This is a genomic window from Candidatus Acidiferrales bacterium, from assembly GCA_035515795.1.
Classification (GTDB): domain Bacteria; phylum Bacteroidota; class Ignavibacteria; order Kryptoniales; family JAKASW01; genus JAKASW01.
Genome location: DATJAY010000012.1, coordinates 40,757 through 60,733 on the forward strand (window position 1 = coordinate 40,757; position 19,977 = coordinate 60,733).

Annotated in this window: 24 protein-coding genes; all 24 read left to right on the top strand. The window is 48.2% G+C overall.

What is annotated here, in order from left to right; translation table 11 throughout:
* Position 1 precedes the first annotated feature (1 nt).
* The 24 genes from VLX91_06155 to fabF all read left to right on the top strand — a co-directional run bounded on the left by VLX91_06155 (position 2) and on the right by fabF (position 19,963).
* Positions 2-850 (top strand): transglycosylase SLT domain-containing protein, encoded by an 849-nt coding sequence (locus tag VLX91_06155; GenBank protein ID HUI29781.1) that lies wholly within the window; start codon positions 2-4, stop codon positions 848-850.
* On the top strand, positions 840-1,280 hold the full coding sequence (gene flgN / locus VLX91_06160) for a flagellar export chaperone FlgN (protein HUI29782.1): 441 nt from the start codon (positions 840-842) through the stop codon (positions 1,278-1,280). Before VLX91_06155 ends, flgN begins: the two co-directional genes overlap by 11 nt.
* A gap of 12 nt (positions 1,281-1,292) precedes the next feature.
* Positions 1,293-2,669: a flagellar hook-associated protein FlgK gene (flgK, locus tag VLX91_06165; protein ID HUI29783.1), complete on the top strand. Its 1,377-nt coding sequence runs from the start codon at positions 1,293-1,295 to the stop codon at positions 2,667-2,669.
* A gap of 1 nt (position 2,670) precedes the next feature.
* Positions 2,671-3,567, top strand: coding sequence for a flagellar hook-associated protein FlgL (flgL, locus tag VLX91_06170; protein HUI29784.1), 897 nt, complete (start codon positions 2,671-2,673; stop codon positions 3,565-3,567).
* 3 nt (positions 3,568-3,570) lie between these two features.
* On the top strand, positions 3,571-4,347 hold the full coding sequence (locus tag VLX91_06175) for a motility protein A (GenBank protein ID HUI29785.1): 777 nt from the start codon (positions 3,571-3,573) through the stop codon (positions 4,345-4,347).
* The gene (locus VLX91_06180; GenBank protein HUI29786.1) at positions 4,347-5,051 is read left to right on the top strand and encodes a flagellar motor protein MotB; all 705 of its coding nucleotides are present in this window, start codon (positions 4,347-4,349) and stop codon (positions 5,049-5,051) included. Before VLX91_06175 ends, VLX91_06180 begins: the two co-directional genes overlap by 1 nt.
* A gap of 13 nt (positions 5,052-5,064) precedes the next feature.
* Positions 5,065-5,466 (top strand): flagellar assembly protein FliW, encoded by a 402-nt coding sequence (gene fliW, locus VLX91_06185; protein ID HUI29787.1) that lies wholly within the window; start codon positions 5,065-5,067, stop codon positions 5,464-5,466.
* Positions 5,467-5,481: 15 nt separating this feature from the next.
* The gene (gene csrA / locus VLX91_06190; GenBank protein ID HUI29788.1) at positions 5,482-5,763 is read left to right on the top strand and encodes a carbon storage regulator CsrA; all 282 of its coding nucleotides are present in this window, start codon (positions 5,482-5,484) and stop codon (positions 5,761-5,763) included.
* The gene (locus VLX91_06195) at positions 5,756-6,472 is read left to right on the top strand and encodes a response regulator (GenBank protein ID HUI29789.1); all 717 of its coding nucleotides are present in this window, start codon (positions 5,756-5,758) and stop codon (positions 6,470-6,472) included. Before csrA ends, VLX91_06195 begins: the two co-directional genes overlap by 8 nt.
* On the top strand, positions 6,469-6,852 hold the full coding sequence (locus tag VLX91_06200) for a response regulator (GenBank protein HUI29790.1): 384 nt from the start codon (positions 6,469-6,471) through the stop codon (positions 6,850-6,852). The genes VLX91_06195 and VLX91_06200 overlap by 4 nt, the downstream gene beginning before the upstream one ends.
* Complete coding sequence (locus VLX91_06205; GenBank protein HUI29791.1) at positions 6,849-8,366, top strand: glycosyltransferase; 1,518 nt, start codon at positions 6,849-6,851, stop codon at positions 8,364-8,366. Before VLX91_06200 ends, VLX91_06205 begins: the two co-directional genes overlap by 4 nt.
* A gap of 251 nt (positions 8,367-8,617) precedes the next feature.
* Positions 8,618-9,559, top strand: coding sequence for a 3-hydroxyacyl-CoA dehydrogenase family protein (locus VLX91_06210; GenBank protein HUI29792.1), 942 nt, complete (start codon positions 8,618-8,620; stop codon positions 9,557-9,559).
* A gap of 69 nt (positions 9,560-9,628) precedes the next feature.
* Positions 9,629-10,837, top strand: coding sequence for an acetate kinase (locus VLX91_06215; GenBank protein ID HUI29793.1), 1,209 nt, complete (start codon positions 9,629-9,631; stop codon positions 10,835-10,837).
* 128 nt (positions 10,838-10,965) lie between these two features.
* A complete protein-coding gene (locus VLX91_06220; GenBank protein ID HUI29794.1) occupies positions 10,966-11,118 on the top strand; it encodes a hypothetical protein in 153 nt (50 codons plus the stop codon).
* A 154-nt stretch (positions 11,119-11,272) separates the two neighbouring features.
* Positions 11,273-12,547: a cation:proton antiporter gene (locus tag VLX91_06225; GenBank protein ID HUI29795.1), complete on the top strand. Its 1,275-nt coding sequence runs from the start codon at positions 11,273-11,275 to the stop codon at positions 12,545-12,547.
* A gap of 30 nt (positions 12,548-12,577) precedes the next feature.
* Positions 12,578-12,880: a Dabb family protein gene (locus tag VLX91_06230; protein HUI29796.1), complete on the top strand. Its 303-nt coding sequence runs from the start codon at positions 12,578-12,580 to the stop codon at positions 12,878-12,880.
* A gap of 280 nt (positions 12,881-13,160) precedes the next feature.
* Positions 13,161-13,613, top strand: a complete 453-nt coding sequence (locus tag VLX91_06235) for a DUF177 domain-containing protein (GenBank protein HUI29797.1) — start codon at positions 13,161-13,163, stop codon at positions 13,611-13,613.
* A 444-nt stretch (positions 13,614-14,057) separates the two neighbouring features.
* Positions 14,058-15,059, top strand: coding sequence for a phosphate acyltransferase PlsX (plsX, locus tag VLX91_06240; GenBank protein HUI29798.1), 1,002 nt, complete (start codon positions 14,058-14,060; stop codon positions 15,057-15,059).
* A gap of 11 nt (positions 15,060-15,070) precedes the next feature.
* Positions 15,071-16,081, top strand: a complete 1,011-nt coding sequence (locus VLX91_06245; protein HUI29799.1) for a beta-ketoacyl-ACP synthase III — start codon at positions 15,071-15,073, stop codon at positions 16,079-16,081.
* Between the two features lie 7 nt (positions 16,082-16,088).
* Positions 16,089-17,042, top strand: coding sequence for an ACP S-malonyltransferase (fabD, locus tag VLX91_06250; protein ID HUI29800.1), 954 nt, complete (start codon positions 16,089-16,091; stop codon positions 17,040-17,042).
* Positions 17,039-17,695 carry a hypothetical protein gene (locus tag VLX91_06255; protein ID HUI29801.1) on the top strand — a complete coding sequence of 219 codons (657 nt, stop codon included), beginning with the start codon at positions 17,039-17,041 and terminating at the stop codon, positions 17,693-17,695. The genes fabD and VLX91_06255 overlap by 4 nt, the downstream gene beginning before the upstream one ends.
* Positions 17,682-18,422 carry a 3-oxoacyl-[acyl-carrier-protein] reductase gene (gene fabG / locus VLX91_06260; protein ID HUI29802.1) on the top strand — a complete coding sequence of 247 codons (741 nt, stop codon included), beginning with the start codon at positions 17,682-17,684 and terminating at the stop codon, positions 18,420-18,422. The genes VLX91_06255 and fabG overlap by 14 nt, the downstream gene beginning before the upstream one ends.
* Positions 18,423-18,455: 33 nt before the next feature.
* Positions 18,456-18,695, top strand: a complete 240-nt coding sequence (locus VLX91_06265) for an acyl carrier protein (protein HUI29803.1) — start codon at positions 18,456-18,458, stop codon at positions 18,693-18,695.
* A gap of 14 nt (positions 18,696-18,709) precedes the next feature.
* Positions 18,710-19,963 (top strand): beta-ketoacyl-ACP synthase II, encoded by a 1,254-nt coding sequence (gene fabF / locus VLX91_06270; GenBank protein ID HUI29804.1) that lies wholly within the window; start codon positions 18,710-18,712, stop codon positions 19,961-19,963.
* Positions 19,964-19,977: the final 14 nt, after the last annotated feature.

Sequence of the window (19,977 nt, forward strand, 5' to 3'; positions counted from 1 at the left end):
CATGGAAAAGATAGACCCGAACATTTCGCAAATCCATCCGCAGTTCACCGAACAGCAGAAAACAAAACTCATGGCAGCTGCCAAAGACTTTGAGGCGGTTTTCATGCAATACATGCTGAAGTCTATGGAGGAGAGTGAAAAAATTTCCGGACAAGATGACAGTGAACAGGGCTACGGAAAAGATATCATGACCGGACTCTTCGATACGGAGATGGCGAGGTACGTTACGGACAAGTCCAATCTCGGAATCGGCAACATGCTCTACAAGCAGTTCACCGGTGAAGACATGGATTCAGGAATATCGGGCAGGTCAAATTCAATACCTGAAATGCTAAGGCAAATCCTTCCTGATGAACGAACTCGGGAGCGTGTTCTTCAAAAAATCGGCTCTTATAGCTCCGGCTCGGTGTTGGAGAATGTGGGACAATACTCCGATATAATAAATGAAGCGGCAGGTAAGTACGACGTGAAGCCAAGTCTGATAAAAGCCGTGATTGCTGCGGAATCTGGAGGAAATGCAGATTCTGTCTCGACCAAAAACGCCAAAGGATTGATGCAGCTTGTCGATACAACGGCCGAGGAGGTCGGAGTGAAGAACGTTTTCGATCCGCGCGAGAATATCATGGGCGGGACAAAATATTTAAAGAACTTGATAGAAAAGTTTTCCGGCAACATTGAACTGGTGCTGGCATCTTACAATGCAGGCACTGAAGCAGTCGAACAATACAAGGGCGTTCCGCCATTCAACGAAACTCAAAACTATGTGAAAAGAGTAAAGAGCTATCTTCAGATGTTCGATGGCGAGGATTCAATTGCTGGAATGGTAAGCGGGGCAGATGATGAACGATAAGACGAAACGTTTGATGGAATTGACGGAGCAGGAGACCGCCGAGTTAGACAGGATGGCGGTCATTTTGAATGCAAAACATGAAGCCATCTCGAAGCTGCATTCTAAGATGGTACAACAGATCTTGGTCGAAGAATTGGAGAGGCTCAAGCGGATTCAAACCATCGAAAAAGAGCGTGCCATGATATTGAAGGATTTGTCTTTGTCCGGGAAAGATTTGAACGACTCGGTGGTCATCAGGAAAAAATTTGGGGAAGAAGACTCGAAAATTGTTGCGTCTCTTCATTCGAATTTAAAAGAATCTTTCGCGCGCGTCGTTTCTCTGAATGGTATCAGCCGCGCCTTGCTTAGACACTCGCTCGCCTTTATAAGGCAAAACATCAACATACTGACCGAGGGCGGCAAAAGAAAACTTATCGACAGGAAAGCATAAGCTGGAAAATTTATGAGCGGTATTTCATCGTTATTGAACATAGCTCGCGAAGCACTGATGACCTCACAGGCCGAGCTGGACACGACCAGCCACAACATTGCAAATGCGAATACCGATGGTTACACCAAACAGAAAGTGGTCACGGAAGCGGCAACGCCGATTCAAACCACTTACGGTTTCCTGGGATCGGGCGTTCAAATTCAAACTATTATGCGCGTCAGAGACGCTTATGTCGATGAGCAGGCAATGAGTCTAAATTCCGACCTGAGCAAAGCCACGACGCAGCAGCAGACGATGTCGAATGTCGAAAGTATTTTTAATGAGACATCTGGTGACGGGCTCTCCGATCAGTTGAATAATCTTTTCGCGGCATTCCAATCACTTGCGCAGAATCCTGAAGACACAGGAATTCGCCAAACCGTCATGCAGGCAGGCCAGCAAGTTGCCACTACGTTCAACATCATGAACAATAAGCTCCAGAACATTCGCTATCAGGTTGCACAGGAGGTAGATTCGGACGTCGAGAAGATCAACGGGCTCGCTTCGACGATCGCAAGTATAAACTCAGAAATTCTATCGGGTCCATCCGGGAGCAAAACTTCTCCGGATTTGCAGGACCAAATGGATAGCGCCGTCTCCCAATTGAGCCAGCTTGTTAATGTAAAAGTGACGACCGATCCAACCGGGATAACGAACGTAACGGCGGGCGGAACTGTCGTAGTAGCCGCTGGTACGGCTTACACTTTCAAGACTACTCAGACATCCGGAGGCATTACGATCGGACGTTCGGATTCCTCTCTCCCTGCCACGGTCACCTCGGGTGAAATATCCGGGCTTCTTGATTCTTACAACGGGAATGTCTCCTCCTTCGCAACCCAGCTTGACAACATCGCCGATACGCTCATACAGACCGTGAACGCGTTTCATTCGGCGGGTTATACTCTTTCGACAAACGGGACACCTGCACAAACCGGAAAATCTTTCTTCGCTGGAAATTCTGCCGGGAGCATAGCAATGTCTCCCGACATCGTTTCGAATCTGAACAACATTGCGGCTTCATCGTCCGGAGATCCTGGAGACGGTCAGAATGCCACCGCAATAGCGAACGTGATGAATGCCCCGGTGATGAATAACGGCCAGTCGATCGTGAATTCGTACCAGGGGCTTATCGGGCAGGTGGGGATTGCATCTCAGCAATCCAGCGACAGCGTGCAGACTCTCCAGATCTCCCAAAACCAGATGAAATCATTTCAGAGTTCTATTTCGGGAGTTTCATTGGATGAGGAGCTCACGAACATGATTCAATACCAGCATTCGTTCGAAGCCGCCGCGAAAGTCGTTACCACTACGGACCAAATGTATCAGACAATAATTGGAATGGTATCGTAAAATGAAAATCAACGAAACACAGGTTGTGAGCGATCTGCTCTATTCAATCGGACAGAGCCGCGAATCGGTCGACAAATTGCAGGAACAAATCTCGACCGGCAAGCTGGTAAACACGCCTTCGGACAATCCGGTCCTCGCTCAGAGATTGATGCTGCTGCAGAATCAAGTCAACCAGAACAATGTATACACTCAGAACACTCAGTATGCGTCGAGCTTTGTCACGGAACAGAGCAGTGCGCTTGGAAGTGCAGTCAATGTCTTGACGAATATCAAGACCATGATACTTTCAGCGGCCAACGATCAAACTCCTCAGGACATGCAAAATTACGGGACGCAGCTTGACCAGTACATCAATCAACTTCTCGATCTCGCCAACACGAAATTCGGCGACAAATACGTATTTGGCGGTACGCAGACAAACGTCCAGCCGTTCTTCATGAATTCAAATCGAAGTGCCGTTACAGCGAACCCCGAAGGTGTGGGCGGCGCGCTGAAGTTAGACGTCGGCTTCGAGATCAGCGACCAATATAACATCACCGGGCAGGAAGCCTTTGCGGGCGGCCAAATGTTTACTGACCTTATTGCTATTCGAGACGAATTGAACGGCGGTACAGTTCCGAGTCAGGCAGACGTGGCGACCGTGGACAATTATCTCAACTCGATGATAAACACGAACGCCAAAGCCGGGGCAATGGGAAACCGGTTTCAGTTGATCCAACAGCAGCTGAGCTCCCAGACACAATCATTGCAGACGACTATGTCGAATCTTGGCGACACTGACATAGCGGCAGCAACGATAAAATTAGAAGAACAGCAAACCGCCCTTCAAGCCGCTCTACAAGCCGGTGCGGGAGTCGTTCAACTCTCGCTCGCAAATTATCTTTCAACTGGCGGTTAAGAGATGAAGAAAACCATAGAGATAGGCACGCTTGCCGGTTTAGTTTTTGGAATAGTTTCCATTTTTGGCTCGTTCATGATGGAAGGTGGAAAGTTAGGCGCCGTTATAATGGTTCCAGCGATGACAATCGTATTTGGCGGGACGTTTGCTACGGCCATGATAGGAACGTCGTTCAAGCAGTTCGCGAGAATCTGGAGGTTCGCCCTGGTCGCTGTCATGCCGCCAAAGCACGATGTGGATAGAATCATAGAATTGATCGTCCAGTATTCCACGAAGGCCAGAAAGGACGGCTTGCTTGCTCTCGAGAAAGAATTGAACAACATCCCCCATGCGTTTTTGAAAAAGATGCTTCGGTTTGCAATAGATGGAACCGATCCGCAGACGATGCGCTCTGTCGCCGAAGCGGAGATGGGTTTCTTAAACGAGAGACATGTATCTAATGCCGCGGTGTTCCAGAAAATGGGCGGCTATTCGCCGACAATGGGAATCATAGGTACGGTTATGGGTCTGATAGTGACCCTTGCAAATGCCGGCGGAGATCCGAATGAACTGATCCATCATATAGCCACAGCGTTCATCGCGACACTCTGGGGAATTTTCATGGCAAATATTGTGTGGCTTCCGATTGCCGACAAGTTGAAGACGATCCATGGCGAAGAAAATCTCATAATGGAAGTTACGTTGGAGGGAGTCCTGTCTCTTCAGGCGGGAGAAATTCCGGCAATAGTGAGAGCTAAGTTAAGATCGATGCTGCCGAGCCGCGAACAGGGAGAAGTCTGATGAAGAAAAAAGCAGAAGGCGTACACGACAATCTTGAGCGCTGGCTCCTGACCTACGCTGATTTGATTACTCTTCTCCTCGGTTTGTTCGTGATATTGTACGCGAGTTCACGCGTCGACATAGCAAAGTACAAAGAAGTAATGTCGGCCTTCGTTAATTTGTTCGGTGGCGGGCCTGCGGCCACCGGGAATCTCATGGGCGAGAAGGGCGTCATGAACAACCTGTCGCCGGTATCTCATGAAAAAGAGTCGGTCCAGTTGGAAAAAAAAGTTGAAGCGGCTGTCGGTGAAGCGCTGAAAGGCGGCGGGGCTATAATTACTCATGATGAACGCGGAGTAACCGTACACTTTCTCGAAAAGTTTATGTTTGAGGTGGGGAAATCGGAGATACACCGGAACGCGTACCCCGTTCTCGACACGCTCGGCTTTTTGCTGCAGTCAATTCCGAATCGAATTTATATCGAAGGCCATACCGACAATACACCGATTCACACGCCTCAATTTCCTTCCAACTGGCATTTGTCGGTCGCGCGCTCGCTGAATGTCGGTTATTACCTTTTGCAGAATTATCAAATTAGACCCGAGAAAGTGTCCATCATGGGTTACGGTGAATTCCACCCGCTTGTTCCGAACGACACGCCGTTACACAAAGCAGAAAATAGGAGAGTCGACATTGTCATACTCAACAGCACAGCAAAGGATTAAGGTGAAGACAGAAGTGAAAACGAAGCTAAAGACTATACAGTTTGGCGAACTGGAATTTGAGCCGAGCATTGTTTATCATTTTCCCGGCGGTTTGCCGGGATTTGAAGAATTCCACGAGTTTATCGTGATCGACGATAAAGATACCGAGCCATTAAAGTGGCTGTTGTCGGTTGACGAGCCGAATATTGGCTTCCCGGTTTTGGAACTCCTGCAGGCTGCTCCTGAGCTGAAGAGCGAGATTCAGAAAGAAGAATTGAATCTGTCAAGCACCTTAGTCGTCGTCACGCTGCATCGCGATCCGGAACCGCTGACGGTGAATTTGAAAGCTCCGATTATTCTTAACAACTCTTCCAAAACCGGCAGGCAGGTAATATTGGATTCGGATAAATATTCCACCAAATACGAAATTAAATGACCAAGGAAGGACAAAATGCTAGTCTTAACAAGGAAGTTAGGGGAAGCCATCAAGATAGGCGACAAGGTAAAAGTCGTAGTCGTCTCAATCGATGGTACAAGTGTAAAGTTGGGGATCGAAGCTCCAGAAGAAATTCCTGTTCACCGGGAAGAAATCTACAAGAAGATAGCTGCGGAGAACGTGGCGGCATCATCGGAAATTGATAAAGAGAAGCTGAAGATTTTAAAAAATATTTTGTCGAAAAATCGCGGCTCGGGTTCGGGCGGGCGGTCTTCTTCGGGAAAGAAAAATGGCTAAGCCGCAGCGGAAAACGGTTCTTGTCATAGACGACGACAAGATGGTACAACGCTATATTGAAGAATTCTTTAAAAGACTCAAATTCGTTTTCTATGCCGCTTCCGATGGATATGAAGGGCTGAAGTTCGCACTGTCTTCAAAACCTGATTTGATATTCCTGGACATCATGATGCCGCGCTTCGACGGATTCAAGACGCTCCAGGTTCTTAAGTCAAATGATTTGACGAAAAATATCCCGGTCGTGGTGATGACCGCATATTCCGACAGAATAAATGTGGTTTCCGCATGCAAGCTTGGCGCCGCTGCGGTAATTACGAAACCCTTGACGGAAGAAATTTTTTTTGAAAAACTGAAGCAGATCTTCGGAGAGAAGTTTGTCCGGTCCGTGATTCCGCGCGATCCAAAGGAAACTGAAAATCCATTCGGCGTAAAGGAGGACGAGTACAATGAGGTCGTTCGCGGAATGGTCGAGGAATTCTTGAAATACTATTCGGCAGAAGTAGAAGACCTCGAGCGGGCAGTTCACGAAAAAAACGTCGATGTGATTCGAAGGATTACGCACAGTCTCCGCGGGACCGGCGGATCATTCGGTTACGGCGGGGCGGCGGCGCTCGCAGTCAGGCTCAACGAACTGGTTCACACATCGCCGATAGACTGGGAAGAGGCAGAGGAGGTTTTAATCATGCTAAAAAATAAGTTGCAAAGATGAAAGCACTAGTAGCAGACGATGTCCCGATGATCCGGAAACTTGTCGAGTTCCATTTGAAGCAGATAGGATTCGATATATCAAATGCCGCTGATGGAGCAGAAGCGTTGACGCTCGCAAGCAACTCGAAATATGATTTGATAATCTTGGACATAATGATGCCCGAGATGGACGGGCTTGAAGTTCTGCACCGCATTCGCTTGGACTCAATAAACAAGGCTACGCCGGTTATTATCATGACGGCTTACAGCGATTATTCGAACGTCAAGAAAGCGGTGGAATACGGAGCAAATGATTTTATTGTAAAGCCCGTCGAGCAGGTTTCTTTCAGAAAAAAGGTGATCGATGCGGTCAGTGTGAAGCCGCCGGAGTCGGTAAAGTGAAACTCTCGTTATCCATGATCGTTAAGAACGAAGCGAGATTCCTGCCGGGGTGCCTGGAAAGCGTAAGGGATCTCGTGGATGAGATAGTAATCGTGGACACCGGCTCGACGGACGAAACAAAATCCATCGCCGGAAATTTCGGCGCGAAAGTCTTTGATTTTGAATGGAAGAACGACTTTTCACTTGCACGAAATGAATCGATGCGAAGAACAACCGGAGATTGGGTCCTCTACCTCGATGCGGATGAAAGAATCGAAAAATGTCATCACGAGAAGATCAGGAAACTCATTTCGTCCGGAGGCGGAGATGCACTCCTGCTGAATCTAAAAAGCAAAATAGGCGTCAAAGAGGATTCGCAGTACCATCTTGTCTCTTATCCGCGGCTGTTCAGGAAAATGAAGGGAGTTGCATTTACAGGAAAAGTTCATGAGCAGATTAACAATTCGCTCCTTGCCGCGCGTGCAAGGATTGTCCAAACCGACGTAACCATTATCCATCTCGGCTATGCGCAAGATGAAGATGTCATTCGCGAGAAGGCGAAGCGAAATTATCTTCTGCTCCTCGAACAAATTGAACGACGGGAAAATTACGGCTATGCTCTCTATCAGCTTGGCCAGACGGAGATGGTCCTTGGTGATGTCGAAAAGGGAATCGCGCATCTATACGAGGCGATTGCCGCCGGAGGTTTTGGCAAACCTGTTGAGGCTTCGATTTACGGAATCATCGCAGAGAAGAAATTCAATCAGGGAGACACAGAAGGCGCGTTGGAAGCATGCGATAAGTCTCTCGCCGCTGCTCCGTCGCAATCATTTGCTTTGATAATGAAAGGCGATATTTATCTCAAATACGGCAGGTATCGCGAATCTGTCGATTCATTTATGAGAGCACTTGAAGAATATCGTTCCAGCGTTCTTCTGGGGAAAGCTGCAACGGCAATCGAGCCGGTATTCGATATCGACGTTCTTTATTCGAAAATCGCTGCGGCTTCTTCCCTTGGCGGAGATTTGGAAGCGGCAAAGAAGTACTATGGGCTTGCCGCCGAGACGAAAGGGAAGCCCGAAAAGGTGGCGAGGTATTTTGAATTTTTGGTGAAAAATAAAATGTGGGATGATGCCGTTGAGGCTTCGAAGAGATTTGGTGATTACGAAAACGAAGGCTGGTATTTAAGGATCGTCTCCTCTGCCTGCATTGATACTGGAAATTTCCTGGAAGCGGCGAGGCTGCTTGAAAAAATTGCGGACCATGATGCTGTTTCGTTGTCGAGTCTGGCTAATTGTAAGATGAAAGTCGGTGATTTCGAAGGTGCGGAATGTGCATTTCGCAGTGCAATGAATTTAGGATATGACGATATGCAGGGTTTGGAACTCTTTGGACTGATTCAGTTTAAGCTCGGGAAATTTTCTGACGCAGCCGAGACTCTCGGAAGAATTGTCGAAGCGAATCCGGAAAATGCGAAAGCGCGGAAGTTTGTTCAGGCGGCCAGGGAACGAATAAGAAATCTTGCTGCAGTATGAAGTTTAGAAGGATGCAGATCTGACATCGCCAGTCTGCAAAGATAAAACGAGTGAACCAATCGATGTGCCGCCATATCGCAGGCCCGGCAAAGCCCGCGGGGCTCCGCAGGGCGCGCGTCCCGTCAAAAAAATCGGTCTCCGCCGCATAATTCGCGTGCCATTGTGTTCAAATAATGTCAGGTCAATTCCGATTTCTTGATTGGCACCGGTTCATATCCTAACTTACACGATGTAAAAATTAAGAATGCATTATGGCACGAGAAGAACCTTTAACTGAAATTTTCAACATTAAGCACGATAAATCAAAATCAGAGCGGGCAGGATACATAGCAATCGTCGGTGGCGGACTAATGGGAAGAGGGATCGCTGAATGTGCCTCGACGGCGGGAATCGATGTATTGATAATAGAACTTGCGGAAGATATGGCAGAGAAATGCCGCCAGAAACTTTCCGAGATGCTTGATCAGGAGATTGCACGCTGGGCACTCACAAAAAATGAAAAGAAATCTATCCTCTCTCGGATAAAATTCTCTACCGATCTGACTGAGGTTGTGGAATGTGACCTCGTCATCGAAGCGATCGAGGAGGACTTTGCCGCGAAAAAGGCGGTCTTTAGGGACCTCGATAAGATTTGCCCGCCCGAAGCGATTTTCGTATCGAACACGGCTACTCTGAGCCTGACAAAACTTGCCGAAGCAACATCGCGGCCGGACAAAATCATCGGGATGCACTTTCTCAATCCGGTCTCGCGGGTGCCGCTTGTCGAGATTGTCCGTGCGCTCAAAACAAGTGACGAAACATTTAAGAAGACGAAGAAATTTGCCGAGGATTTGGGCAAAACGGTCGTCGAGGTTTTTGAATATCCGGGCTTTGTTACAACAAGGGTCATCTTGCCGCTGTTAAACGAAGCGATGCAGGTTTTGCTTGAAGGTATCGCCACCGCTGAAGGAATTGACACCGCGATAAAGCTGGGATACGGGCTGAATGTCGGTCCGCTCGAGATGGCCGATTCAATGGGATTGGACGAAGTTTTAACATGGCTCGATACTTTGTTCCATGAGCTCGGAGGTCCGCAGTACCGCGCAAGTCCTATACTTCGACGCAAGGTCCGGGAAGGCCATCTCGGGAAAAAAACCGGCGAAGGCTTTTTCAAATACGACGAGTCAGGGAAAAAAATAGACAATCAAAAGTAGTAAGCGTAACCGCCACCATCGGAATAAATGCCTGGCAGGTGAGAGCGCGCATCAGAAAAGAAAATTGAAATGAAAATTCTCGTACTAAATTCCGGAAGTTCATCGGTAAAGTATCAATTCATAAATGCCAGAGACCGTTCGGTCCTGGCGAAGGGGATCATCGACAGAGTAGGCATGAGCGATTCCGTCGTGACTCACGAGCGCTTCGACGGCGACAAAGTAAAAATCAGCGCCGAGGTGCTCGACCACCAAACGGCAATAGAATACGTTCTGGCAGTTCTTCTCAGCCAGAACCATGGCGTTATCAAGGATAAGTCCGAGATCGATGCGGTCGGGCACAGAGTGGTGCACGGCGGAGAGAGTTTTTCGGAGAGTGTGCTCATTGACCAAAAAGTAATGGATGATATACGCGAGAACATAGAGCTTGCCCCGCTCCATAATCCTCATAACCTTCGCGGCATTCAGGCTGTGTTGAAACATTTGCCGGGAACTCCGCAAGTTGCAGTCTTCGATACAGCGTTTCATCAGGGAATGCCCTCGTATGCTTTTTTATACGGCATCCCGTACCTTCTTTACAGACGGTATAAAATTCGCAGATACGGTTTCCATGGTACCTCACATTATTATGTCTCGCATCGCGCGGCGGAGTTACTCGGGAAACCCATTGAAAAATTAAAAATCATAACGGCACATCTTGGAAACGGATGCAGCATCGCCGCAGTTGACAGAGGCATCTCGGTTGATACTTCGATGGGGTTTACTCCGCTTGAAGGACTTCTGATGGGAACGCGCAGCGGCGATCTTGATCCCTCAATAATATTGCATATAGTCGGACGCGAGGGGTTATCGCTTGCAGAGGCGAACACTCTTCTTAACAAACACAGCGGTCTGCTGGGAATTTCCGGGTTGACGAGCGACATGCGTGAAATCATTTCGGAGAAGAAAAACGGAAACAAGCAGGCAGAGCTCGCGTTTCAGGTTTTTACTTACCGGATTAAAAAGTACATAGGTTCGTATGTTGCTGCCATGGGCGGCCTGGATGCAATTGTTTTCACGGGCGGGATCGGCGAAAACAGCCCGGATGTTCGTGCCGCAAGCTGCAGCGGACTGGAATTTTTGGGAATCGAGATCGACGAGGCGAAAAATAATTCTCAAGAGAAAGAAAAAGTCATAAACAGTGATGCGTCTAAAGCCAAAGTCATGGCGCTGCCGACGAATGAAGAGCTCGTGATCGCAATGGATACGATGAGAATCGTCGGGAAGGATTTTCATGACTGAATATCGGTCGATATATGACGGTCCATTCTGCGATCCTTACCGCGGGAATCATGGTGTACTTGCAAGTCGTATGAATCGTGGTTAAAATATTTCGTAATCGAGTTTCGATCAAGTAACTCCTGTTGAGAATGAAAAAGCTCCTTGTAATAATCAGCGCTGCGGCTTTTGCTGCGGGAATCGCGTACCTCGTCATTAAGGCGGTCGAAGAGCTGGATTTCGTCGATGAAGAAGAGGATCTTACATCCGAGGATGTAGAGTCTCAATTGCTCCAGCACGAATAGTAAGTCCGGCGTCTCACCGGTTTCCCGAACCCGTTGCGCACTCATAATCGATTTTCTCCGTCTGAGCGGACTCATACTCCGTTCGACTTGCGCTTCCGTAATAATCCCCTTATCTTGGGACAAGATGGTCGACCTGAATACAGTAGATCCTTTCGTGAAAGTACTCATCTATCTGATAGCCATCTTAGCTACAGCTAAGTTGGGGGCAGAAATTTTTGAAAGAATGAAGCAGCCGGCAGTCCTCGGTGAATTGATTGCCGGCGTCATTCTTGGAAATCTTGTCCTCGTAAGCCATAATTGGAATTTTTTTGAGCCGATGAGATCCGCGATTCTGTCAGATCATGCCGCCGTCAACATAGACATGCTGGCAAAACTCGGAATCATAATTCTACTTTTCGAGGTTGGATTGGAATCAAGCGTCCGCGATATGAGGCGCATCGGATTTTTGTCCTTCTTCGTCGCAACCGTTGGCGTCGCTGCCACATTTGTTTTAGGTTACCTTGTCTCGACCATTTTTGTCAGAGAAGTGCCGAGCAAAATCCTGGCAGCATCTCCGAATTTTGACGTGCGTATTATCCATGTCTTTATTGGAGCAACGCTTTGCGCGACGAGTGTCGGCATAACGGCAAGAGTCTTTCGCGACCTGGGCAGGTCTCAATTAAACGAAGCGCGAGTCGTTCTCGGAGCCGCTGTCGTGGATGACGTTCTCAGCCTGATAATGCTTGCCGCCGTTTCTGCGATAGTCACGTCTAATGAAAATGGTGCGGGCATTTCTTCTTTTGTAATTGCAAAGCTGACACTGATCGCAGTCGGATTCTTAGCGGGGGCGCTGGTAATCGGGTCGCTTGTGATTCCGCATCTGGTCGAAGCGGCGGCCAAATTCAGAACTCGCGGTCTAATGCTGATCACGGCATTGGTAATCTGTTTCGGTCTTGCGTCGCTCGCAGGAATGGCGGGTCTTGCGCCTATCGTCGGGGCCTTCGCCGCAGGATTGGTACTCGAGGAAGTCCACTTTAGAAATTTCGGCAGCGATATTGGAATCAAAAACCTCCTCGGTGCCGTATCCACTTTGCTCGTGCCGATTTTTTTTGTCCAGATGGGAGTTCAAGTCCACCTGGAGAGTTTTCTGAACCCATCTGTCATTGGAATTTCCATGGGACTGATTGTTGCGGCAGTTCTAGGCAAACAGGCGTGTGGATTCATCGTAGGCAGGAAAGGAATTGACCGCCTGGTCGTCGGTATCGGAATGATTCCGCGGGGAGAGGTCGAATTGATTTTCGCGGGGATCGGGAAATCGCTTGGAATTATCAATGATGAAATATTTTCTGCAATTGTTGTTACAGTCATGGTGACAACTTTCGTCACGCCGCCGCTTTTGAAGTGGTCGATCGGGAGGGCGCGAAAACCGGAAGCGGCAAATCTGACTTGAGAAAAAAACGTAGAAAATAGGAGGAGAGAAATGGTCAAGCATATCGTGATGTGGAAATTGAAGGAGCAAGCTCACGGGAATTCAAAAATGGTAAATGCGAGATTGATAAAGGAGAAGTTAGAATCACTGAATGGCAAGATTCCAGGCATGTTGAAGTTGGAGGTCGGGGCAGATTTTTCCGGAACGAATGACAGTTTCGATGTGGCATTGTATTCGGAATTCAAATCAAAGGACGATTTGAACAATTACCAGAATCATCCTGAGCATAGGGCGATCATGCCGTTCGTCGCGGAAGCTCGGGAAGAAAGAAGGGTCGTCGATTACGAGAGTTGACAGGTTTTCAGGCCACATCATGCCTCGTAAATTTGTTTTTCCCGCGATATTGATGCTTAATGCCCGATCCAGCGCAGTTGGCTCACTCGTTCTTGTAAAACTTCCTTCCCTCTGTTATATTAACATGCTTTTTCAGCCGATTAAGAAATCATCCCGATAAAATGTGATTCTGAAGGGATTCGGCTCCTCCCGAAGGGACTTCTTCGGCACCGAACAAACGGTTCGAGCGTCTGCGAAGCGGTGCTCGGTTTATTTTTGAATAGCTGTACGGTTAATTCAGTTGGAAATAAATATTTCGAATCTCTCGGAAGGAGTTCATGAGTATCAGCTTGAGAGCGCTCCTTCTTCGATCGGACTGGACGAACGTTTTTCGAAGCAGGTCTTTGTTAAGGTTGAAGTTGAAAGGCGGCGGACACAGTTTTTTTTGACCGGACACATTAAAACTTCCGGTCGGTTTGTATGCGACCGCTGTCTCGATGATTTCGAAAGGGACTTGAGCATCGATTACAGGATGACTTATGTTTATGATCGCGACGATGCCGGAGAAGTCGATGAGGATGAGATCGCCGTAATTCATCACAGCATGAATCAGATTAAAATAGATGGCGACGTCAAGGAGTATATACTCGTCGCGGTTCCGCTGAAACTTTTGTGTAAGGAAGACTGTGCGGGATTGTGCGTGACCTGCGGCATAAATTTGAATCACAAGACGTGCAGCTGCGCCGCTGAATAGACTAGCCCGAAATGTGAGAACAAAATTAGAAAATTAAAATTGAAGGATCAAAAAAGCCGGTAGACACCGATTGAATATCAAAGGGACATAGCTTTGATTTCCAGGTTGCGGTTTTGACCTTTGAGTTTGCAAGAAATTTTATGAGGAAGAATAAAAATGCCAAATCCGAAACGACGACATTCTAAATCGAGAGGGGCAAAGAGAAGGACGCATTATAAAGCGACCGCTCCGACGATTTCCGAATGTCCGCATTGCCATGAACCAAAACTTCCGCATCGGGCCTGCCCAAATTGCGGCTACTACAGCGGAAGGGTCGCATTCATTCCGAAGAGCGCTTAGCCAGCAAAAATTTTGAGTTATGAATTTTCTCGGGATGATCCTTTAAGGGGACTTCCGAATTAGAATCCCAATTCAAAGTTTGAAATTAAAAATCAAGATTCCTTAATGCGAATTGCACTTGACGCGATGGGCGGCGATGAAGCGCCGCTCAGAATTGTTGAAGGCGGACTGCAGGCCCTCAGAGAATCCGGTAATCGTTTCGAGCTCGTCCTTGTCGGACGCAGGGAGGAGGTTCAAAAAGAAGTCTCATGCCATTCTCCCGAAGGTTTGAACTACTCTATCGTGGATGCGCCTGAAGTAATAGAAATGTCGGAAGTGCCGAACATCGCGATAAAGCAGAAGCGGAATTCATCGATAGTGGTCGGATTGAATCTTCATAAGGAAAGGAAAGTAGATGCTTTCATAAGCGCAGGAAACACGGGGGCGTTCATGGCAGCATCTACCTTGATTTTAGGACGCGTCGAGGGAGTAAGTCGCCCGGCGGTCGGAACGCCTCTTCCAACTGTAAATGATGGCACATGCTTTCTCATCGATTCGGGCGCTAATTCTGACTGCCGTCCGCAGCATATTGTGGAGTTTGGTTTCATGGGCGCAATTTACGCCCGTGAGATCTTGAAAAAGGAAAATCCTACCGTTGCCCTTCTAAACATAGGCGAAGAAAGCTCTAAAGGAAATGAGCTTGCCCTTTCGTCTTACCCGCTTCTGGAAAAAAGCGAGTTGAACTTCATCGGCAACGTAGAAGGAAGAGATATTCTGGCGGGAAAGGCCGACGTAGTTCTCGCAGATGGCTTTGTAGGAAATATAGTTTTGAAGTTTGCCGAGAGTATTTTGCCGACATTAAGGACGAGATTCAGACTTTACGCTTCCGGAAATATTTTCCGGAAACTGCAGGCTGGATCGATAGCGAAAACGCTGAGGAAAGTCCTGAAGGGTTTCAGCTATGAAACCTTAGGTGGTGCACCGCTCCTGGGTGTGAACGGAATCTCGATCATCGGACACGGTGGTTCAACTGCGCTTGCGGTCAAGAACATGGTGCTCCGCGCCGAAGAGATGGTGGATCATAAGATCAGCAGGCTGATAGAAGACTCAATTAAAAAACAGAAGTGAAAGTTCGTTAAATGTCAAAACATGCGATAATAACAGGCGTTGGTCATTACGTACCTGATGATCGTTTGACCAATGCCGATTTTGAAAAGATGGTCGACACGACGGATGAATGGATTAGAACGAGAACAGGAATTTGCGAAAGAAGGATTTTGAAAAAAGGTGCAACGAGCGACCTGGCGGCCGGGGCGATCAGGGATTTGCTGAAGAGGAGAAAAATTTCTGCGGAAGAAATAGATATGATCATAGTTGCGACCGTCACGCCCGATATGTTTTTCCCGTCGACCGCTTGCCTGGTCCAGGAAAAAATCGGGGCAAAGAAGGCGTGGGGATTCGATCTGTCGGCGGCTTGCTCGGGATTTGTCTTTGCGCTTGTCACCGGTGCGCAATTCATTCGAACCGGAGCTTATAAGAAAGTCATCGTGGTCGGTGCGGACAAGATGTCTTCGATAACAGATTATACCGACCGCGCAAACTGCATTTTATTCGGCGATGCCGGTGCCGCGGTTCTGCTCGAACCCGATGAAGAGGGGGAGTACGGAATTTTGGACCACCTCTTGTACTGCGACGGGGCAGGTGAACCATCCCTGAATATGCTCGGCGGCGGAAGCTTGAATCCCGCAACTCACGAAACTGTCGATAAGAGAATGCACTACTTGTACCAGGATGGGAAGGCAGTTTTCAAAGTTGCAGTCGTGGGGATGGCCGATGTGTCTTACGAAATCATGAAAAAGAATAGCCTCACCGGCAAAGATATCGACTGGCTTGTCCCGCATCAGGCGAACAAGAGGATTATCGACGCCACCGCCAACAGGATGGAGCTCGATAACTCGAAAGTTATGTTGAACATCGACCGGTATGGAAACACCACGGCAGCAACGATACCACTGTGTCTTTCTGAGTATTACAGGAGCGGACGGTTGAAAAAAGGACAAGTGCTCGTGCTGTCTGCGTTTGGCGCCGGCTACACGTGGGGAGCGGTTTTGGTTAAATGGTCGATGGAAAATTGTCCTGGGCGAGAGTAAATCCACGATGTCTGAGATAAATTCTTCCTGCAAAATCGCTTTCATTTTTCCGGGGCAAGGTTCTCAATACGTCGGCATGGGAAAAGACTGGCACGATAATAGTCCGAAAGCAAAGGAAATGTTCGGTCGTGCAAGCGAGATCCTCGGATTCGACATTGCCGCAATTTGTTTCCGCGGCCCTGAAGATAAATTGAGACAGACGGAAGTCACCCAGCCCGCAATATTTCTTCATAGCGCAATCGCGTTCAGTTTATTGGATGAAAAAAATTTCGGTGCCGCTGCCGGACATTCGCTCGGCGAATATTCCGCATTGTTTGCGGCCGGAGCTCTTGAATTCGAGCATGCACTCATGCTGGTCGGGTTGCGCGGCAGGTTGATGCAGCACGCCGGAGAAGTGCGCCGTGGCACCATGGCTGCGGTTGTCGGACTTGAAGACAATTTAGTCGAGGAGATCTGCAGGGAGGCGTCAAAAGATGGAATCGTCCAGCCGGCGAATTATAACTCTTCGGGACAGATTGTGATTTCCGGCGATGTGGAAGCTGTTCACGGTGCCATGGAGCTTGCAAAAGTCCGGGGTGCGAAAATCGTCAAGGAGCTCGTCGTAAGCGGCGCATTTCATTCATCTCTCATGGAAGCCGCTAAAGAGGAATTGAAAAAGGCGATAGATGCTACGCCGTTCCACGATGCAAATGTCCCGGTTTATGCAAACGTCAGCGGAAAGCCCCTCAAGGACGCCGATGAGATCAAGGACGCTCTCGTCCGGCAGTTGACGAGTCCGGTTCGATGGCAGGAATCGGTTGTCAAAATGTTCAACGATGGGATTGCCAAATTTGTGGAGATCGGTCCCGGTAAAGTTCTTCAGGGACTTGTAAAAAGGACCGTCCCGGCGAAAGAAATTTTCGGAATAGACAAAATGAGTGAAGCGGACCTAGTTGTGAGGAGCGTGACTGAAAATCGATGAGCGAGTGTGTTGAAGTAGCCGAAACTAAGTTTGACATTGAAATCTTCACGGAAGGGTTCAGGGATCGAAGGGGCCCTAATGCATGCACTTCGAAATGCTGCCGCCATGGTGTCTATCTCGATCCTGCGGAACGCGACAGAATTCTCGATCACGCCGACGTCATCGAGAAATATTTCGACGACACTCAGACGAAAGACCGGAGCAAGTGGTTCGACAACACTGAAGATGAGGATTCCGATTTTCCGTCGGGCAAATGCGTGAGCACCGAGGTTTATAATGGCAAGTGCACGTTTCTCGACAGGAAAGGCAGGTGCGTCCTGCAAGTTGTCGAGACTGAGGAAAAGATGCCGAGATTTTCACTGAAGCCGTACTATTGTATTCTCTTTCCGATTGTGAAGATTGACGGAGTTTTCAAGTATGACGATTTCTGCAAAGGCGAGTCAGATTGCTGTACCGCGTCAGATCAGTGTGCAATGAAGATGATTGAATCATGTTCCACCGAGCTTCAATATGCGCTCGGAATTTCAAAGTACGACGAGGTTTTGAATCACTATCGAAATAGTGTTTTTGATTCTAAAAATCAGAAAACCGCTGAAGGTGTTCAGTCGGGCATAACGTATGCGGGAAAGGATGCAGTCAATGTTGGAAAATAAAGTTGCTCTTGTGACAGGCGGTGCTCGCGGAATCGGCAGGTCTATAACCGTCGAACTGGCCAGAAACGGAGCGGATGTAGCATTTACCTACAGGAGCTCCGCGAAGCTTGTAGACTCGCTCGTCTCGGAATTGAAAGCCATGGGACGAAGAGCGCTTGCCATTGAGGCGGACGCGACATCCATGGAAAGTGCGATAAAAGCCGTTGAAAAGGTTGTCACGGAATTCAAGAGGCTCGATATACTCGTCAACAATGCCGGTATTACCAAGGACAATCTGCTTCTTCGGATGTCTGAAGAAGATTGGGATTCCGTCATCAGGACAAACCTGAGGAGCGTTTTTAATTATACGAAGGCGGCCGCGCGTACCATGATGGGGCAACGTTATGGGAAAATAATAAACATAAGTTCCGTCGTCGGAATCATCGGCAATGCCGGGCAATCGAACTATTCCGCTTCTAAGGCAGGAATAATCGGTTTTACAAAGTCAATTGCCAAGGAACTCTCAAGTAGAAATATCCTTGTCAATGCAGTGGCTCCTGGTTATATTGACACAGATATGACATCTGTTTTTACAGAAGATCAAAAAAAGGCTTTCCTGGATTCAATTCCGCTGAAACGAGTTGCAAAGCCGGATGAGGTTGCAGGTGTAGTTCGTTTTCTCGCCTCACCCGACTCGGATTATATTACGGGTCAGGTGATTTCTGTCGACGGCGGGTTGTCAATTTAATATTAAACAAATACAAATGGAGGTAAAACAAAAATGGCAGTAGATGTCGAAGCAAAAGTAAAAGAGATCATTGTCAATAAACTCGGTGCTGAGGAGTCTCAAGTCAAGCCTGAAGCATCTTTCACAAATGATCTCGGTGCGGATTCACTCGATACCGTGGAGCTTGTCATGGAATTTGAGAAGGCGTTCAATCTCCAAATCCCCGACCAGGATGCTGAAAAAATTCGGACCGTCGGTGATGCCGTCAGCTATCTGAAACAGAGAGTAAGCTAATAACGGGGAAATTTATGAAAAGCGGAAAACGTGTCGTTGTTACGGGACTCGGAGCAATAACTCCGATTGGGCTTACCGTAGACGAATTTTGGAGAAGTATGATGGATGGAAAAAGTGGTGCTGGATCCATCACTTACTTTGATACTTCGAAATACGACACGAAATTCGCCTGTGAAGTGAAGGGATTTGATCCGCTTAAATACTTCGACAGGAAAACAGCACAGCGAATGGATTTGTTTACGCAATTCGCCATGGCCGCCGCCGCTCAGGCTCTCGAGCAAGCGCAAATCGACTTCGAGAAGATCGATAGAGACCGCGTGGGCGTGGTTGTAGGAAGCGGAATCGGCGGTATGTGGACCTACCAGAGGCAGCAGGAGACTCTTTTCAACGATCGCGGGCCACAGCACATTAGTCCATTCTTCATCCCGATGATGATTTCCGACATTGCTGCCGGAAACATTTCCATACGGTATAAATTGAAGGGCCCGAATTACGCGACGACGTCCGCGTGTGCCACTTCAGGCCATGCGATCGCAGATGCTGCGATGTTGATCCAGCGCGGCGATGCGGACCTGATGATAACCGGCGGGGCCGAAGCTGCGATCTGCCCGATGGGAATCGGCGGCTTCAATTCTATGAAGGCGCTCTCGACAAACAATGAAGATTGTGTTCACGCGAGCAGACCCTTCGACGCTAAACGCGACGGGTTTGTAATGGGCGAAGGAGGGGGTATCCTCGTCATCGAAAGTTATGAAAGTGCAGTTAAGCGCGGCGTGAAAATACTTGCTGAGCTTGCCGGCTTCGGACTCACAGCCGATGCGTATCATCTTACTCAGCCTGCGCCCGGCGGTGAGGGTGCAGTGAGGGCGATGAGATTATGTTTGAAAGACGCCGGGCTTGATCCCCAAGATATTGATTACATTAATGCCCATGGAACTTCGACGCCCCCCGGCGATAAGGGGGAAACACAGGCAATAAAAACAGTTTTCGGCGAGCATGCCAAGCAACTTCTGGTTAGCTCGACGAAATCGATGACCGGGCATTTGTTAGGTGCAGCGGGAGCCGTAGAAGCTATTGCAACCATTCTGGCGATCGCTAACGATACAGCCCCGCCAACGATAAATTACGAGTTCCCTGATCCCGATTGCAACCTTGACTATGTTCCCAACAAACCGATCAAGAGAACTATCAAAGCGGCCATGAGCAACGTCTTCGGTTTCGGCGGACATAATAATTGTTTGCTGTTCACGAAATTTAGAGAACAATAACAGCTCATAATTCA

Coding starts and splice junctions, on each gene's coding strand:
- VLX91_06255 (HUI29801.1), top strand. CDS start 17,039: ATGAGCGAGTGTGTTGAAGTAGCCGAAACTAAGTTTGACATTGAAATC.
- VLX91_06245 (HUI29799.1), top strand. CDS start 15,071: ATGTCAAAACATGCGATAATAACAGGCGTTGGTCATTACGTACCTGAT.
- VLX91_06210 (HUI29792.1), top strand. CDS start 8,618: ATGGCACGAGAAGAACCTTTAACTGAAATTTTCAACATTAAGCACGAT.
- VLX91_06175 (HUI29785.1), top strand. CDS start 3,571: ATGAAGAAAACCATAGAGATAGGCACGCTTGCCGGTTTAGTTTTTGGA.
- flgL (HUI29784.1), top strand. CDS start 2,671: ATGAAAATCAACGAAACACAGGTTGTGAGCGATCTGCTCTATTCAATC.
- VLX91_06230 (HUI29796.1), top strand. CDS start 12,578: ATGGTCAAGCATATCGTGATGTGGAAATTGAAGGAGCAAGCTCACGGG.
- plsX (HUI29798.1), top strand. CDS start 14,058: ATGCGAATTGCACTTGACGCGATGGGCGGCGATGAAGCGCCGCTCAGA.
- flgK (HUI29783.1), top strand. CDS start 1,293: ATGAGCGGTATTTCATCGTTATTGAACATAGCTCGCGAAGCACTGATG.
- VLX91_06155 (HUI29781.1), top strand. CDS start 2: ATGGAAAAGATAGACCCGAACATTTCGCAAATCCATCCGCAGTTCACC.
- fabD (HUI29800.1), top strand. CDS start 16,089: ATGTCTGAGATAAATTCTTCCTGCAAAATCGCTTTCATTTTTCCGGGG.
- csrA (HUI29788.1), top strand. CDS start 5,482: ATGCTAGTCTTAACAAGGAAGTTAGGGGAAGCCATCAAGATAGGCGAC.
- VLX91_06195 (HUI29789.1), top strand. CDS start 5,756: ATGGCTAAGCCGCAGCGGAAAACGGTTCTTGTCATAGACGACGACAAG.
- VLX91_06220 (HUI29794.1), top strand. CDS start 10,966: ATGAAAAAGCTCCTTGTAATAATCAGCGCTGCGGCTTTTGCTGCGGGA.
- VLX91_06215 (HUI29793.1), top strand. CDS start 9,629: ATGAAAATTCTCGTACTAAATTCCGGAAGTTCATCGGTAAAGTATCAA.
- flgN (HUI29782.1), top strand. CDS start 840: ATGAACGATAAGACGAAACGTTTGATGGAATTGACGGAGCAGGAGACC.
- VLX91_06265 (HUI29803.1), top strand. CDS start 18,456: ATGGCAGTAGATGTCGAAGCAAAAGTAAAAGAGATCATTGTCAATAAA.
- fabF (HUI29804.1), top strand. CDS start 18,710: ATGAAAAGCGGAAAACGTGTCGTTGTTACGGGACTCGGAGCAATAACT.
- VLX91_06180 (HUI29786.1), top strand. CDS start 4,347: ATGAAGAAAAAAGCAGAAGGCGTACACGACAATCTTGAGCGCTGGCTC.
- VLX91_06200 (HUI29790.1), top strand. CDS start 6,469: ATGAAAGCACTAGTAGCAGACGATGTCCCGATGATCCGGAAACTTGTC.
- fabG (HUI29802.1), top strand. CDS start 17,682: ATGTTGGAAAATAAAGTTGCTCTTGTGACAGGCGGTGCTCGCGGAATC.